Annotated in this window: 15 protein-coding genes; 10 read left to right on the plus strand and 5 right to left on the minus strand. The window is 70.7% G+C overall.

The features are described 5' to 3' along the window. Positions 1-12 precede the first annotated feature (12 nt). Genes pdhA through BM349_RS08910 form a run of 3 tightly spaced genes read left to right on the plus strand, consistent with a single transcriptional unit; the run spans position 13 to position 3,544 of the window. On the plus strand, positions 13-1,137 hold the full coding sequence (pdhA, locus tag BM349_RS08900) for a pyruvate dehydrogenase (acetyl-transferring) E1 component subunit alpha (RefSeq protein WP_254773801.1): 1,125 nt from the start codon (positions 13-15) through the stop codon (positions 1,135-1,137). Beyond that, entirely contained in the window at positions 1,134-2,195 is a 1,062-nt protein-coding gene (locus tag BM349_RS08905; protein WP_091706304.1) for an alpha-ketoacid dehydrogenase subunit beta, read from the plus strand. The genes pdhA and BM349_RS08905 overlap by 4 nt, the downstream gene beginning before the upstream one ends. Continuing rightward, complete coding sequence (locus BM349_RS08910; RefSeq protein WP_091706307.1) at positions 2,192-3,544, plus strand: dihydrolipoamide acetyltransferase family protein; 1,353 nt, start codon at positions 2,192-2,194, stop codon at positions 3,542-3,544. Before BM349_RS08905 ends, BM349_RS08910 begins: the two co-directional genes overlap by 4 nt. 16 nt (positions 3,545-3,560) lie before the next feature. Here the strand turns inward: BM349_RS08910 and BM349_RS08915 are convergent, their stop codons facing one another. Further along, complete coding sequence (locus BM349_RS08915) at positions 3,561-4,157, minus strand: SACE_7040 family transcriptional regulator (protein WP_091706309.1); 597 nt, start codon at positions 4,155-4,157, stop codon at positions 3,561-3,563. A gap of 105 nt (positions 4,158-4,262) precedes the next feature. Here BM349_RS08915 and BM349_RS08920 point away from each other — a divergent pair, with 105 nt between their 5' ends. From BM349_RS08920 to BM349_RS08940, 5 genes are read left to right on the plus strand one after another with little or no spacing between them, the layout of a single operon-like run. After that, positions 4,263-5,879 (plus strand): carboxyl transferase domain-containing protein, encoded by a 1,617-nt coding sequence (locus BM349_RS08920; protein WP_091706311.1) that lies wholly within the window; start codon positions 4,263-4,265, stop codon positions 5,877-5,879. A 5-nt stretch (positions 5,880-5,884) separates the two neighbouring features. After that, positions 5,885-7,867: an acetyl/propionyl/methylcrotonyl-CoA carboxylase subunit alpha gene (locus BM349_RS08925; RefSeq protein WP_091706313.1), complete on the plus strand. Its 1,983-nt coding sequence runs from the start codon at positions 5,885-5,887 to the stop codon at positions 7,865-7,867. A 17-nt stretch (positions 7,868-7,884) separates the two neighbouring features. After that, entirely contained in the window at positions 7,885-9,033 is a 1,149-nt protein-coding gene (locus BM349_RS08930) for an acyl-CoA dehydrogenase family protein (RefSeq protein ID WP_091706315.1), read from the plus strand. 17 nt (positions 9,034-9,050) lie between these two features. Continuing rightward, on the plus strand, positions 9,051-9,578 hold the full coding sequence (locus BM349_RS08935) for a MaoC family dehydratase (protein ID WP_091706317.1): 528 nt from the start codon (positions 9,051-9,053) through the stop codon (positions 9,576-9,578). Further along, complete coding sequence (locus tag BM349_RS08940) at positions 9,575-10,396, plus strand: HpcH/HpaI aldolase/citrate lyase family protein (RefSeq protein ID WP_091706319.1); 822 nt, start codon at positions 9,575-9,577, stop codon at positions 10,394-10,396. Before BM349_RS08935 ends, BM349_RS08940 begins: the two co-directional genes overlap by 4 nt. Here the strand turns inward: BM349_RS08940 and BM349_RS08945 are convergent. Genes BM349_RS08945 through BM349_RS08955 form a run of 3 tightly spaced genes read right to left on the minus strand, consistent with a single transcriptional unit; the run spans position 10,378 to position 12,271 of the window. Further along, positions 10,378-10,749, minus strand: a complete 372-nt coding sequence (locus BM349_RS08945) for an iron chaperone (protein WP_091706321.1) — start codon at positions 10,747-10,749, stop codon at positions 10,378-10,380. The two genes, BM349_RS08940 and BM349_RS08945, sit on opposite strands and share 19 nt — an antisense overlap. Positions 10,750-10,758: 9 nt before the next feature. After that, positions 10,759-11,373: a histidine phosphatase family protein gene (locus tag BM349_RS08950; protein WP_091706323.1), complete on the minus strand. Its 615-nt coding sequence runs from the start codon at positions 11,371-11,373 to the stop codon at positions 10,759-10,761. A 46-nt stretch (positions 11,374-11,419) separates the two neighbouring features. Then, positions 11,420-12,271: a Sir2 family NAD-dependent protein deacetylase gene (locus BM349_RS08955; RefSeq protein WP_091706326.1), complete on the minus strand. Its 852-nt coding sequence runs from the start codon at positions 12,269-12,271 to the stop codon at positions 11,420-11,422. A gap of 146 nt (positions 12,272-12,417) precedes the next feature. Here BM349_RS08955 and BM349_RS08960 point away from each other — a divergent pair, with 146 nt between their 5' ends. Continuing rightward, positions 12,418-13,236, plus strand: coding sequence for a TrmH family RNA methyltransferase (locus tag BM349_RS08960; RefSeq protein ID WP_254773802.1), 819 nt, complete (start codon positions 12,418-12,420; stop codon positions 13,234-13,236). A 2-nt stretch (positions 13,237-13,238) separates the two neighbouring features. On the opposite strand, the gene BM349_RS08965 is transcribed toward BM349_RS08960, so the two are convergent. Beyond that, positions 13,239-14,096 (minus strand): SGNH/GDSL hydrolase family protein, encoded by an 858-nt coding sequence (locus BM349_RS08965; RefSeq protein WP_091706328.1) that lies wholly within the window; start codon positions 14,094-14,096, stop codon positions 13,239-13,241. Between the two features lie 125 nt (positions 14,097-14,221). Here BM349_RS08965 and BM349_RS08970 point away from each other — a divergent pair, with 125 nt between their 5' ends. Beyond that, entirely contained in the window at positions 14,222-16,051 is a 1,830-nt protein-coding gene (locus tag BM349_RS08970) for a DEAD/DEAH box helicase (RefSeq protein ID WP_091707221.1), read from the plus strand. The last annotated feature ends 38 nt before the right edge of the window (positions 16,052-16,089 follow it).

Here is a 16,089-nt window from a genome sequence, read left to right on the forward strand (position 1 = left end):
GGAGGGATGACGATGACGCACACCCTGACCCCGACGGCCGAACCGGCCGTCGACGTCGACGATGTCGCACGGCTGCTGAACCAGGACGGCGAGCGCATCGCCGACCGCGAGCTCGATCCGTATGTCGCAGACATCGATGCCGAGGCGCTGCGCGGTCTCTACCGCGACATGGCGCTCGTCCGCCGCATCGACACCGAGGGCGTCGCGCTGCAGCGCCAGGGACAGCTCGGACTCTGGGCCCCGTGCCAGGGCCAGGAGGCGACGCAGGTCGGCACCGCCCGCGCGTTCCGTTCCGACGACTTCGTCTTCCCCAGCTATCGCGAGATCGGCGTCAACTTCGTGCGCGGCGCCGTGCCGTCGGACTTCGTCCTGGCATGGCGCGGCGAAGCGCACTCGACGTACAACCCCTACGACATCAACACCGCGACCCCGCAGATCATCATCGGCGCGCAGTCCCTGCACGCGGTCGGGTACGCCATGGGCATCCAGTTCGACGGCACCGATCAGGTCGCCGCGGCGTATTTCGGCGACGGCGCGACGAGCCAGGGCGATGTCAACGAGGCGATGGTGTTCGCCTCCTCGTTCCGGGCGCCGGTGGTCTTCGTCTGCACGAACAACCAGTGGGCGATCTCCGAGCCGGTCACCGTGCAGGCCAAGTTCCCCATCGCCGGCCGCGCGCCGGGCTTCGGCATCCCGAGTCTGCGGGTCGACGGCAACGACGTGCTCGCGTGCCTCGCCGCGATGCGCTGGGCCGTGGATCACGCCCGCCGCGGCAACGGACCGGCCTTCATCGAGGCGGTCACGTACCGCATGGGCCCGCACACGACCTCCGACGACCCGACGCGCTACCGCGACAAGGACGAGGTCGAGCGCTGGCGTCGCCGCGACCCGCTCACCCGCGTCGAAGCGCTCCTGCGCGCGCAGGGCGAGTTCTCCGAGGACTTCGAGCGACAGGTCGCGGCGGATGCCGACCGCTGGGGCGCGGATGTGCGCTCGGCGTGCCTGTCGGCCCGGACCCGGGAGCCCATCGAGGTGTTCGACAACGTCTACGACGAGCCGCATGTCGGTCTCGACGCGCAGCGCGCGCAGTTCGCGGCGTACCTCGACGGCTTCGCCGGTGAGGAGGCCGGACGATGACGCAGCTCACGATGGCCAAGTCCATCAACGAAGGGCTCCGTCGCGCCATGGCCGACGACCCGAAGGTGCTCGTCATGGGCGAGGACATCGGCAAGCTCGGCGGCGTCTTCCGGGTCACGGACGGCCTGCTCGACCAGTTCGGCGCGCAGCGTGTGATCGACACGCCGCTGGCCGAATCGGGGATCATGGGCGCTGCCGTCGGTCTCGCGTTCCGCGGATACCGGCCGGTCGTGGAGATCCAGTTCGACGGCTTCGTGTATCCCGCCTTCGACCAGATCGTGTGCCAGGTGGCCAAGCTCCACTACCGCACCCGCGGAAACGTGAAGATGCCGATCACGATCCGCATCCCGTGGGCCGGGGGAGTGGGAGCCGCCGAGCACCACTCCGAGTCTCCCGAGGCGTATTTCGTGCACACGTCCGGCCTTCGGGTGGTCGCGGTCTCCAACCCGCAGGACGCGTACGTCATGCTCCGCCAGGCGATCGCATCCAACGACCCCGTCGTGTACTTCGAGCCCAAGCGGCTCTACCACCAGAAGGGCGAGGTCGACCTCGACGTCGACCTGGCCGACGCACCGCCGATGGGGCTCGCCCGCGTCGCGCGCGAAGGCTCCGACGTGACGCTGCTCACCTACGGCGCCCAGGTCTCCACAGCGATGGATGCCGCCACCGCCGCCGAGGACGACGGCATCTCGATCGAGGTCATCGACCTGCGCTCGATCTCTCCTGTCGACTACCGCACGGTCGCCGCATCCGTCCGCAAGACCGGTCGGGTCGTCGTCACGCACGAGGCCGCGCGCGAAGCCGGCGTCGGCGCCGAGCTCGTCGCGAGCGTGACCGAGCAGTGCTTCAACTACCTGGAGGCGCCGCCCGTGCGCGTCACCGGACACGACATCCCCTACCCGCCGGCGAAGCTCGAGAAGCACCACCTGCCCGACCTGGATCGGATCCTGGATGCCGTCGACCGGGTGCTGGATCGACCGAACAGCCAGACGGGGCGCGAGGAGTGGGGCTCTCTCGAGTCCGGCCGTGGTGCAGCGGTGGGCGGGAGCCGAGCATGATCACCGATTTCCGTCTGCCCGACCTCGGTGAGGGACTCCCCGAAGCCGAGCTCGTCCAGTGGCTCGTCGCCGAGGGCGACACCGTCGCGCTCAATCAGACCATCGCCGAGGTCGAGACCGCCAAGGCAGTCGTCGAGCTGCCGTCCCCGTACGCCGGCGTCGTGGGCACGCTGCACGCGGCCGCCGGTGACGTCGTCGAGGTCGGATCGGTCCTGATCTCGTTCGACATCGAGGGCGCCGAGCCTGAGTCCGCCGCGCCGGCGGCCGCCGACAGCGAATCAGCCGTCGAGGAGAAGGCGCAGCCCAATCTCGTCGGCTACGGCGCCGCCCCGCGCGGCTCCGGGCGGCCGCAGCGCCGCGCACGCAGCGGCGCGCAGCAGCCGAGCGCTCCCGACACGGCGGTGCTCGAGGCGGCACCGCACGATGTGATCAGCACGCAGGAGCCGTTCGAGCAGCTGCGCGAGCGTCCGCGGTCCACGCCCCCGGTGCGCAAGCTCGCGAAGGAGCTCGGGGTCGACCTCGCACTCGTCGAGGCGAGCGGTGCCACGGGCCTGATCACCCGCGCCGACGTCGAGTCCTACGCGGCCCGTACGGCGTCACCGGATCGCGCAGCCGCCGCAGCGCCGATCGCAGAGCCGGCCGGCGCGGATCGCACGACCCGCATCCCCATTCGCGGCGTCCGCAAGCACACCGCCGATGCGATGGTGCGCAGCGCCTTCACCGCGCCGCACGTCACGACGTTCCTCACCGTGGATGTCACGGCCACGAGCGAGCTGATCGCGTCGCTTCGCGCCGACCGTGCGCTCGAGGGGCACCGCATCGGCGTCATGGCCGTCGCCGCGAAGGCCGTCTGTCTCGCGCTGCTGCGGCAGCCCAGCCTGAACTCGCGCTGGGACGGCGAGAACGCCGAGATCGTGCAGCACCACTACGTGAACCTCGGAATCGCCGCGGCGACGGACCGAGGCCTCGTCGTGCCGAACATCCGCGACGCGGAGGGCCTGACCCTCGTCGAGCTCGCGGATGCGATCGGCCGACTCGCCGAGACGGCGCGGGCGGGCAAGACCGCCCCGGCCGAGATGAGCGGCGGCACGTTCTCGATCACGAACGTCGGAGTGTTCGGCGTGGACGCCGGAACCCCGATCCTCAACCCGGGGGAGGCCGGCATCCTGGCGCTCGGGGCGGTGCGCCGACAGCCGTGGGAGCACAACGGCGAGATCGCGCTCCGCGACGTCATGACGCTCAGCCTGTCGTTCGACCACAGGCTCGTTGACGGCGAGCAGGGCGCGCGCTTCCTGCGCGATGTCGCAGACATCCTGCGCGAGCCCGGTCGGGCGATGCTGATGCGCTGACGCCCGCCGGCGGGGCTCAGGCCGTCAGCGCCGCGGAGGCCATCGACTCCAGGATGCCGCGCACGGTGCTGTCGGCGGGAGCAGTGCGCGCCCGCCGCACACTGTGCGGTGTGGAGTTGATCAGCCCGAAGCACGCGTGGGCCCGTACCCGAAGATCGGGCTCGGAACGCGTCGGGTGGATCTCCGCCAGGACGGCCATCCACAGCTCGACGTACTCGCGCTGCAGCCGCCGAACGGCGTGGCGATCGTCGTCGCTCAGGCTGGCGAGGTCGCGGTCCTGCACGCGGATGACGTCGGCATCGGTCAGCGCGAAGTCGACGTGGAATCCGATCAGGGCGTCCAGTCGCGCCGACGGTGAGTCGTGAGCGGCGATCACCTGCTGTCCGCCGCTGAGGAGCCGCTCGCTCACGCGCACGAGGATCGCACCGAGCAGCGCCTGCTTGTTCGCGAAATGACGATAGACCGCCGGGCCGCTGACGCCGACCGCGGCACCGAGCTCCTCGAGGCTGACACCGCTGAAACCGCGCTCGGCGAACAGCCGCGCAGCTTCATGCAGGATGGCGGCCTGGCGATCGGCCTTGGCCCGGTCGCGCTCGGTGACACCGCTTGTCATTTCAGTTAATCCTCGCTAACCTAGACATTCAGTTAGTGAACCCTAACCACTGGGGTCGCGACGGGACAACCGACGTGATCCGATCGTGACGTCGACGGAGATGACATGACGGCAGCCGGCCCGGCACTGCAGACTGCGGTGGCGCACGACGAGGCGTTCTCGCGCACCCGCGACGCGCAGGCGGCGCTGGCCGAGCGACTGCGCGAGCGTCTGGCCGAGGCATCCGTCGGCGGCCCCGCCGCGTCGCGCGAACGGCATGTCGAGAGAGGCAAGCTCCTTCCACGCGACCGCATCGCCCGGCTGCTGGACGAGGGCAGCCCGTTCGTGGAGATCGCGCCCTTGGCGGCCGAGGGGATGTACCGAGGCGAGGCGCCCGGGGCGGGCGTCATCGCCGGCATCGGACTCGTCCACGGACGCCAGGTCATGGTCGTGTGCAACGACGCGACGGTCAAGGGCGGCACGTACTACCCGCTCACGGTCAAGAAGCACCTCCGCGCGCAGGAGATCGCGCTCGAGAATCTGCTGCCCTGCATCTACCTCGTCGATTCGGGCGGTGCGTTCCTGCCCATGCAGGACGAGGTCTTCCCGGATCGCGACCACTTCGGGCGCATCTTCTTCAACCAGGCGCGGATGTCCGCCGCGGGCGTTCCGCAGATCGCCGCGGTGCTGGGCTCGTGCACCGCAGGCGGCGCATACGTGCCGGCGATGAGCGATGAGACCGTCATCGTCCGCAACCAGGGCACGATCTTCCTCGGCGGACCGCCGCTCGTGAAGGCCGCCATCGGCGAGATCGTCACCGCCGAAGAGCTCGGCGGGGGAGAGCTGCACGCGACCCGGTCCGGGGTCGTGGACCACCTCGCCGAGAACGACGAGCACGCTCTCGAGATCGTCCGCGACATCGTCGCGACCCTGCCCCCGCCGCTCGCCCCCGCGTGGGAGGTGATCGAATCCGTGCCCCCGGCCGTCGATCCCTCCGACCTGTACGGTGTCGTGCCGGTCGACGTCAACCAGCCCTACGACGTGCGGGAGGTCATCGCCCGTCTGGTAGACGGCAGCGCCTTCCACGAGTTCAAGCGGGCATACGGCGAGACCCTGGTCACCGGGTTCGCGCGCATCCACGGGCACCCGGTCGGGATCATCGCCAACAACGGCGTGCTGTTCTCCGAGTCGGCGCAGAAGGGCGCCCACTTCATCGAGCTGTGCGACCAGCGCGGCATCCCCCTGCTGTTCCTGCAGAACATCTCGGGCTTCATGGTCGGTCGGGATGCCGAGGCCGGAGGCATCGCGAAGGACGGCGCCAAGATGGTCACCGCCGTCGCCACGACCCGCGTGCCCAAGCTCACTGTCGTGATCGGCGGGTCGTTCGGCGCCGGCAACTACTCGATGTGCGGCCGCGCCTACTCGCCGCGCTTCCTGTGGACCTGGCCGGCGAGCCGCATCTCGGTGATGGGCGGTCCGCAGGCCGCATCGGTCCTCTCCACGGTCAAGCGTGACCAGATCGAGGGTCGCGGGCACGAATGGTCCGCCGATGAGCAGTCCGAGTTCGAGGCTCCGATCCGCCGTCAGTACGAGGAGCAGGGCAACCCGTACTACGCCACCGCGCGACTCTGGGATGACGGCATCGTCGACCCCGCCGACACCCGCGACCTGCTCGGACTCGCGCTGGACGTCGTCTCGCGAGCTCCACTGCCCGAACCGCGCTTCGGCGTCTTCCGGATGTGAGTGCCATGGCCGACCGCCCCTTCCAGACCGTCCTCGTCGCCAACCGCGGCGAGATCGCGCGTCGCGTGATCCGCACCCTGCGCCGCCTCGGCATCCGCTCGATCGCGGTGTACAGCGACGCTGACGCCGACGCGCCGCACGTGCGCGAAGCGGACGCCGCCTACCGCATCGGTCCGGCCGCGGCTGCGCAGTCCTACCTCGACGGCGCCGCGATCCTTGCGGCGGCGAAGGACTCCGGAGCCCAGGCGATCCACCCCGGGTACGGGTTCCTCTCCGAGAACGCGGAGTTCGCCCGCGCGTGCGCGGACGCCGGGATCGTGTTCATCGGGCCCGGCGAGCGCGCGCTCGACGTGATGGGCGACAAGATCCGCTCGAAGGCGCACGTGACGCTCAGCGGTGTGCCGGTGGTCCCCGGCATCGATGCGACCGGGCTCACCGACGCGGAGATCGCGGATGCCGCGGCACGCGTGGGGTATCCGCTCCTCATCAAGCCGTCGGCGGGCGGCGGCGGCAAGGGGATGCAGGTCGTGCGCGGAGCCGGCGAGCTCCCGGATGCGCTCGCGACCGCGCGTCGGGTGGCATCGGCCGCCTTCGGGGATGACACGCTCCTGCTCGAGCGGCTCATCGAACGCCCCCGCCACATCGAAGTCCAGGTGATGGCAGACGGCCACGGCGCGGTGATCCATCTCGGCGAACGCGAGTGCACCCTTCAGCGCCGGCACCAGAAGGTCATCGAGGAGGCACCCTCGCCCGTGGTCGACCCGGCCACCCGCAAGCGCCTCGGCGAAGCCGCGTGCGCCGCCGCCGCGAGCGTCGAGTACCGAGGTGCCGGAACCGTCGAGTTCCTCGTCGCCGCGGATCGCCCCGACGAGTTCTTCTTCATCGAGATGAACACGCGCCTGCAGGTCGAGCACCCCGTCACGGAACTGGTCACCGGATTCGATCTGGTCGAGCTGCAGCTGCGCGTTGCCGCCGGAGAGCCGCTGGGCATCGGTCAGGCGGACGTGCACCTGAGCGGGCACGCCATTGAAGCCCGCGTCTACGCCGAGACGCCGGCGCGCGGGTTCCTGCCCGCCGCGGGCACGATCCTGGCGTGGCGCGCGGCGGAAGGGGCGCGGACGGACTCCGCTGTCGAGTCGGGTTCGACGGTCACCGCCGACTACGACCCGATGATCGCGAAGGTGATCGCCCACGGGGTCGATCGCGCCGAAGCGCTGGCGCGACTGGACGACGCGCTCGCCGAGACGGTCGTTCTGGGCGTCGACACGAACATCGGCTTCCTGCGGAACCTGCTCGCCGATGATGCGGTGCAGCATGGCGACCTCGACACCGGATTGATCGATCGGCTTCCGCCCTACGAGGATCCGACACCTTCGGCTGCTGCGCTGCGCTCGGCAGCAGCGGTCGTCGACGGGTCCCGACTGGTCCGACCCCAGGGCGGTGCGGCGTCGCCGCTGTGGCGCTCGGGGTCGGGCTGGCGTCTCGGCGCCGCCGTCGCACCGCTCGAGGTGGCGGTCCTCACTCCGGACGGCAGCATCCTGTCCACCCCGCTGCCCCGCCCGCGACCCGCGGTCCACGCCGGATCGGGTGGTTGGGCCGCCGTCGCACCGGGCCGTGCGCTCGCGCCCGGCACCGACGTCGCGATCGACGACGACGGCTGGACATGGGTGCACGCCGAGGGAGCGACCCATCGCCTGCGGGCGCTCGATCGTCGTGAGGCCATGGAGCATGCGCTTGCCGCCCGCGACCAGACGTCGGCCGCCGCACACCCCGAACTGCTCGCACCCATGCCGGGCGCCGTCGTCGCGGTGCACGTGGCCGACGGAGCGCGAGTCGCGGCGGGGGAGCGGATCGTCACGATCGAGGCGATGAAGATGGAGCACCCCGTCATCGCCCCCCACGACGGCATCGCCACCATCGAGATCGCCGTCGGCGATCAGGTGCGCCGTGACCAGATTCTCGCCCGCGTGACCGCGGACCCCGCATAGCCCAGCGAAGGAACACCATGCACAACCACGACCTCACCGACGACGAGCAGGAGCTCGCCGGCCTCGTCCGCGAGTTCGCCGACCAGGTCGTCGCGCCGCGATCGTACGAGGCCGACCGGACGCACACGCTTCCGCTCGATGTCGTCGCCCAGATGGGCGAACTCGGACTGTTCGGCCTCCCGTTCCCCGAGGAGTTCGGCGGGCAGGGCGGCGACTACTTCGCGCTCTGCCTCGCGATCGAGGCGCTGGGGCGCGTCGACCAGTCCCTCGCGATCACGCTGGAGGCCGGTGTCAGCCTGGGCGCGATGCCGATCTTCCGCTTCGGCACCGACGCGCAGAAGGCGGAGCTCCTGCCCGACCTCCTGGCCGGCACTGCGCTGGCCGGTTTCGGCCTGACCGAGCCCGAAGCGGGATCGGATGCCGGCGCCACGCGCACCACCGCCCGGTTGGAGGACGGTGAGTGGGTCATCAACGGCTCGAAGCAGTTCATCACGAACTCCGGCACCGACATCACCCGGTTCGTGACCGTCACGGCGGTCACCGGCGAGACCGATCGGGGCAAGGAGATCTCGACGATCATCGTCCCGAGCGGAACGCCGGGCTTCACGGTCGAGCCGGCCTACGACAAGGTCGGCTGGCACGCATCCGACACCCACCCCCTGACGTTCCAGGACGCCCGCGTGCCCGAGGGCAACCTCCTGGGCGAGCGCGGTCGCGGGTTCGCGAACTTCCTGCACATCCTCGATGAGGGCCGAATCGCGATCGCGGCGCTGTCGACCGGTGCCGCCGAGGGGTGCCTGGAAGCCGCTGTCGACTACGCCAAGAAGCGCACGGTCTTCGGCGAGCAGCTCTCCACGCGGCAGAGCATCCAGTTCATGCTGGCGCGCATGCAGCTGCGCGTCCACAACGCCCGGCTCGCCTGGCACCACGCCGCCCGCCTGCGCGACGCCGGCAAGTCGTTCAAGGTCGAGGCGGCGATCGCCAAGCTCACCGCGAGCGACGCCGCGATGGACAACGCACGGGATGCGACGCAGATCTTCGGCGGCAACGGGTTCATGAACGAGTACCCCGTCGCCCGGCACTACCGCGACTCGAAGATCCTCGAGATCGGCGAGGGCACCAGCGAGGTGCAGCTGCTCGTCATCTCCCGTGCGCTGGGTCTGTGACGAGGCTCTCGGGTAGCGTGTCGAGCGTGGGCGAGACGGAAGCCGGAGCCGGGGGTCGCGAGATCATCCAGCGGGGACTCTATTTCGAGGAGTTCGCGGTCGGGGACCGGTATCGGCACCGACCGGGCCGCACGGCGACCGAGGCGGACAACGTGCTGTTCTCGTCGCTGACCATGAACACCCAGGCGCTCCACCTGGATGCCGCCTACGCCGCGACGCAGCCGTTCGGCCAGCGGCTCATGAACTCCATGTGGACGCTCGCGACCATGGTCGGAGCGTCCGTGACGCAACTCACCCAGGGCACGCTCGTCGCCCAGCTCGGACTGTCGGACATCGCGTTCCCTGCGCCCCTGTTCCACGGTGACACCCTGTACACCGACACCGAGATCCTCGACGTGCGGCCCTCGGCGTCGCGACCCGGTCAGGGGATCGTGACGATGCGGCACACCGGCCGGAATCAGGACGGCGTCGTGGTGGCGACGGCCACGCGCGTCGCCCTGATGTGGCGTCGGGATGCCGCACCCGAAGTATCGGAGGAGTCATGAGCGTCTTCATGCACGGCCCGGCGATCCTGTTCTGCCCGGCCGATCGCCCCGAGCGGTTCGCGAAGGCGCTCGAACGGGCGGATGCCGTGATCCTCGACCTCGAGGATGCCGTCGCCCCGACGGCCAAGGTCGCCGCACGGGGGGCGCTCATCGAGTCGGAACTCGACCCGGATCGCGTGATCGTGCGGGTGAACCCGCCGGGGACCGACGCGTTCATCGCCGACCTCGCGACGCTCTCGCAGACCGACTACCGCACGATCATGGTGGCCAAGGCCGAGAGCGTGAAGCAGTTCAAGGATCTGGATCGCCGGTTCTCCCTCATTCCGCTGTGCGAGACGGCGCGGGGTGTCGCCGCTGCCGAGAAGTTCGCCGCGCACCGTCAGGTCGTAGGGCTCATGTGGGGTGCCGAGGATCTGGTGGCGAGCCTGGGCGGGACCGGGAGCCGCAAGCCCAACGGGCGGTATCGCGATGTCGCCCGCTACGCCCGCGCGCGGGTGCTCCTCGCGGCGGGCGCCCGTGGAAAGGCCGCGATCGACGCAGTGCATCTGGACATCGCCGAGACCAAGCGCCTCGCGATCGAGGCGGCCGACGCGGCGGCATCCGGGTTCGTCGCGACCGCGTGCATCCACCCGAGTCAGGTCGAGATCATCCGGCGGGCGTACCGGCCGGATGAGGCCGCGATCGCGTGGGCGCACGCCGTGCTCGATGCCGCGCGGTCACAGGGCGGCGTCTTCACCTACGAGGGGCGCATGGTCGACGAACCCGTGCTCCGCCACGCGCGCGCGGTGCTCACGCGCAGTCAGTCGCTTCCGGCCTGAGCGGCGGCGCGCCGGGCGACGATCGCCCGGGTGACTTCGCCGATCAGGTCGTACGGGATCGGCGTGGAGTGGGGGAAGGTCACCGAGTCCTTCTCCGCACGGTACGGCGCGATCTGGCTCTCCAGCGGCTCGGCGAGTCTGGGCACGGGGTAGAGCCCGATGTGCTTCTTCCAGCCGGCGTAGTGCAGGGCGTAGCGGCCGCCGAGCATCACTGCGGCGATGCCGTACCGGATCTTCTCCTCGGGAGGCGCTCCGACGTTCGCGATGATCACCTCGCGGATCCGCTGCAGCCGCTCGGCGACCTCAGGCGGGAACCCCGCGATGTACTCGTCGACGGTGGTCGCAGGTGCCATGCGCCGAGCCTACGAGGTCGCTCCGGCGTACGAGAGCAGCGAGAGTCGCTCGCGTTCGTAGAGCATGGAGTACGCCGAGCCGTTGGCCAGGCGCTCGCCCGCGGGAGGCATCTCGCCTGCGGTGGCATGGCGGATCAACTCGCGGATCATCGCGCCGTGGGTGACCACGATGACGGATGCCGCCGTCGGGGCCGTCCTGAGGCGAACGTCGCGCACCACCGTCGCGAGCGCGCGAAGTCCTCGCTCGCGAAGGTGCGGCCACGGCTCGGCGCCCGGGATCTCGGCGGTGTGCCAGTCTCCCCAGCGCCGGATGAAGTCATCCGCATCGAGGCCCTCGGCCTCCCCGTAGGCGCGTTCCCGCAGGCCGGGGTACTCCCGCGGCGCAGGCAGGTCCAGCTCGGCGGCGATGATCCGGGCCGTCTCGCGCGCACGGGCCAGGTCGCTCGATACCACGATCGGCGGGGTGCCCGCGCCGGAGAGGTCGAGCTGGACACGAACGGCGTCCGCGGCATCCCGCGCCTGCGCACGGCCGGTGTCATTCAGGGGGATGTCGGTCGATCCCTGGATGCGGCGGTCGCGGTTCCAGTCCGTCTCGCCATGGCGGACGAGGGTCAGCAGAGTCACCGTTCGAGCCTATGCGCACCGCGGGGCGGTTCGGTCCGGCTCGGCATCAGGCGGGGGCGGGCAGCGCATCGGCGAGCGCCTGGAGCACTTCGCTCGTGCCCGCGTCGATCTTCACGGTGGCCCGGTGGTCGGCGCGGGTCGCACCGCGGTTCACGATCACGATCGGCAGACGGCGACGCCTCGCACGCTCCAGCAGTCTGATGCCGGAGTTGACCACGAGCGAAGACCCCGCGATCACCAGGGCGTCGCTGCCCCGGACCAGCTGTTCGGCCTCACGGAACTTCTCGGCCGGGATGAATTCGCCGAAGAAGACGACGTCGGGTTTGAGCATGCCCTGGCAGACGGTGCACGCGGGGATCCGGAATCCGGTCGTGCTCTCCGGCAGCACATCGCCGTCGGGGCCCAGCGGGACGTTCTCCGGGATCAGGATCCACGGGTTGTCCGCCTCGACGCGCTGGGCGAGGTCACGCCGGTCGAAGACCTGACCGCAGTGCGTGCAGAAGACCCTGCGCATCGTGCCGTGCAGTTCGACGACGCGGCGGCTTCCGGCGCGCACGTGCAGGCCGTCGACGTTCTGGGTGATCACGCCCGACGCGACGCCGTGGGCCTCGAGTGCGGCCAGCGCACGGTGGCCCTGATTGGGCTCTGCCGCCGCGAACGCCTGCCAGCCGAGATGGCTGCCCACCCAGTAGCGCCGACGTGCGTCCGCGCTCGAGAGGAACTGCTCGACCGTCATCGGCGTGCGCACCGGCGCACCCCTGCCGCGGTAGTCGGGGATTCCCGAATCGGTCGAGACGCCCGCACCGGTGAGGATCGCGAGCCGACGGCCCGCCAGGGCGCTGACGGCCTCCGTGATCGCCTGTGCCGCCCGGGCGTCCTGCTCGGCCACGGTCGTCATACGATCACCTCCTCGAACCCATCCCCGTGGTCAGAGTGTAGGCGGCGCGGTTTTCCGGGATGTTACGGATGCGTCGACTCTGCGAGAGTGGAGCACCGGCCGGATGACCGCAGGGGATTCCGAGCGACGGGCGGACGGGAGATCTGGTGCGGGCTATCGAGATCGCCGACCCCGCGGACCCGCGGCTGGCGGACTACCGCGACCTGACCGATGTCGCGCTGCGGCGCATGCTCGAGCCCGAGGGCGGTCTCTACATCGCGGAGTCGGCGAAGGTGATCGGGCGCGCACTCGCCGCCGGCCACCGACCTCGATCGGTCCTCGTCCAGCCGAAGTGGCTGCCGGATGTGGCCGACCTGCTTCCGGCGGAATCCGACGTGCCCGTGTACGTGGTCACCGCCGAGGTCACCGAGTCTGTGACCGGCTACGCCGTGCACCGCGGGGCGCTGGCAGCGATGCACCGACCCGCGCTCGGCACCGTGGCGGATGTCGTGGCCGAGGCCCGCACCGTCGTCGTGCTCGATGACATCGTCGACCACACGAATGTCGGCGCGGCATTCCGCAGCGCTGCCGCGCTCGGCGCGGATGCCGTGCTCATCTCGCCGCGCTGCGCGGATCCGCTGTACCGGCGAAGCGTCCGGGTCAGCATGGGCACGGTGTTCCAGGTGCCCTGGACGCGGCTTCCGGTCTGGCCGGAGGCGCGCGCCATCTTGAGCGGACTCGGATTCCACCTGGCGGCGCTCGCACTCTCCGACGACGCCGTGCCGCTCGACGAGTTCGCCGCGCAACGCCCCGACCGGGTCGCCCTGCTCCTGGGTTCCGAGGGCGACGGGCTGAGTCGCCGCGCGCTGCAGGCGGCCGACACGGTCGTGACGATCCCGATGGCGGGCGGCGTCGACTCGCTCAACGTGGCCGCCGCGAGCGCGGTCGCCCTCTGGGCGCTCCGAGGGCCGCGCCGCCAGGCATGAGCTCAGACGAGCTCGCCGGGTCCGGTGAGCGGATCCTGGGCGGGGGCGAGGGTCCTGACCGGCATCGGGTCGGGACGCTTCGCCGTGAGGTTGTCGCCCGAGGACTCGTGACGGACGCGACGGAGCACCCACGGCACGAAGTGCGTGCGCGCCCAGACGAAGTCCTCCGTGCGCGCTTCGCGCCAGGTGCGCACCGGCAGCGGATCGGGCTGCATCGGCTGCAGGTCGTTGGGCACATTCAGGGCCCGCAGCACCATCCGGGCGACCTCGTGGTGGCCGAGCGGGTTGTAGTGCAGGCGGTCCATGTCGAAGAAGCGCGGGTCCTGCACTTCCTTCAGGCCCCACTGGTCGGCGACGATGCAGTCGTAGCGCTCCGCGATCGCGCGGATGTTCTCGTTGTAGATCGCGACCTTGCCGCGGAATCGGCGGAACACCGGGGTGAAGTCGGTGTCTATGCCCGTGAAGATGACGAGCGTCGCGCCGTCCCGGCTCAGTCGGACGACGGCATCCTCGAACTGCGCCGCGATCTGGTCGGGGTCGGTGCCCGGGCGGATGACGTCGTTGCCGCCCGCGGAGAACGTGATCAGGTCCGGCTTGAGTTCGAGGGCGGCATCCACCTGGCCGGCGACGATCTGCGCGATGAGCTTGCCGCGAACGGCCAGGTTGGCGTACGCGAAGTCGTCCACCTGCTGCGAGAGCACCTCGGCGACCCGGTCGGCCCACCCGCGGTGGCCGTCGGGCGAGGACGGCTCGGGGTCGCCGATGCCCTCGGTGAAGGAGTCGCCGAGGGCGACGAAGCGCCGCCACGGGTGCGGGCCGAGATTGGTGTTCTGCGGTGACTGGTCGTCGCTCGTTGGCATTCGTCTTCCTCGATCGGTGAGCGTATCGAGGCTACCCCGCTCGGTGGCGCCGGCATGTCGTTCGGCTCGTCTATCGTGGTCACTCGTTGTGTGTACCGCCGAGCGGTGATGGGGAGGGGGTGGCCGTGAACGACGACGCCCTCCTCGAAGCCGCAGGTCCGCACATCGGGAGCTTCGCCGCGGAGCACCTCTCGCCCGCGTTCCCGCAGCGAGCCCCGTGGGGGACCGCGGAGCGGCTGCGTGCGTGGCAGGCGGAGGCACTGGACCGCTACTTCGGCATCGAGGGTCCGGACGGCATCGGCGCGGGGCCGCGGGACTTTCTCGCGGCGGCGACGCCCGGCGCAGGCAAGACCACGTTCGCCCTCCGCCTCGCGAGCGAGCTGCTGCGTCGGCGCGTCATCGATCGCATCGTGGTCGTGGCGCCCACCGAGCACCTCAAGACCCAGTGGGCGGATGCCGCCTCCCGCGTCTCGATCCGGCTCGATCCGGCCTTCAGCAACCGGCACTTCGCACCGTCGCGGCACTACCACGGGATCGCCGTGACCTACGCGCAGGTCGCCGTGAAAGCCTCCGTCCACCAGCGGCTGACCGAGGATGCCCGGACTCTGGTGATCCTCGACGAGGTCCACCACGGCGGCGATGCGCTCAGCTGGGGGGACGCCCTTCGCGAGGCGTACGGACGGGCGACGCGGCGGCTGCTGCTGTCCGGGACTCCGTTCCGCAGCGACACCGCGCCGATTCCGTTCGTCGAGTACCACCCCGACGAGCACGGCATCCGGCTCTCGCGCACCGACTACAGCTACGGATACGCACGGGCGCTCGCGGACGGCGTCGTGCGGCCGGTCATCTTCCTCGTCTACGCCGGGCAGATGCGCTGGCGCACCCGTACGGGCGACGAGATGGAGGCCCAGCTCGGCCAGGACAACACGAAGGACATCACCGCGCAGGCATGGCGGACGGCGCTCGACCCCGAGGGGGAGTGGATCCCCGCGGTCCTTCGCTCGGCGGATCGCCGCCTGGCCGAGGTGCGCGAACAGGTTCCGGATGCCGGAGGACTCGTGATCGCGACCGATCAGACGGCCGCGCGCGCGTACGCGACGATCCTGCGGGCCCTGACCGGCGAGGAGCCTGCGCTCGTGCTCTCCGACGAGAGCGAGGCGTCCTCGAGGATCGAGGCGTTCGCCAAGAGCACCAGCCGGTGGATGGTGGCCGTGCGCATGGTCTCCGAGGGCGTCGACGTGCCCCGCCTCGCGGTCGGCGTCTACGCCACCTCCGCCTCCACGCCCCTGTTCTTCGCGCAGGCGGTCGGCCGATTCGTGCGGGCGCGCCGTCGCGGCGAGACCGCGAGCGTCTTCCTGCCGCACGTCCCGCAGCTGATGGCCCTCGCCGGCGAACTGGAGCGGCAGCGCGACCACGCGCTCGATCGCGATGTCGCAGGCGATGACGAGTGGGCGCTGGATGAGGACGCGATGGATGCCGCGCAGCGCGAGGAATCGGCATCCGACGACCTGACGTACGAGTTCACCTACCAGGCGCTCGGTTCGCAGGCGCATTTCGATCGCGTGCTGTACGACGGCCGGGAGTTCGGCCAGCTCGCGGTGCCGGGCTCCGCCGAGGAGGAGGAGTTCCTGGGGCTGCCCGGCCTGCTCGAGCCCGAGCATGTGCACGAGCTGCTGCAGCAGCGCCACGCCCGCCAGAGCAGACATCGGAAGACTCGGGAAGCGCGCGAGGGTGCGAACGAGCCCGCGCCGCCGCAGGCGCTGCACCGCACGCTCAAGGAGCAGCGGCAGCTCCTGAACAGCCTGGTCGGCCTGTACGCCCGTCAGACGGGCGATCCGCACGGCATGGTGCATGCGGAGCTGCGTCGCGTCTGCGGGGGTCCTGCCGTCTCACACGCGACCGTCGCGCAGCTGCAGTCGCGGATCGACGTGCTCCGCTCACGAGTCCGGTCGTAGAGCCCCGCCGCTGTTCGGAACCCCGAAATGCTGGCAAT

It is taken from the genome of Microbacterium sp. cf046 (assembly GCF_900114345.1).
GTDB lineage: Bacteria > Actinomycetota > Actinomycetes > Actinomycetales > Microbacteriaceae > Microbacterium.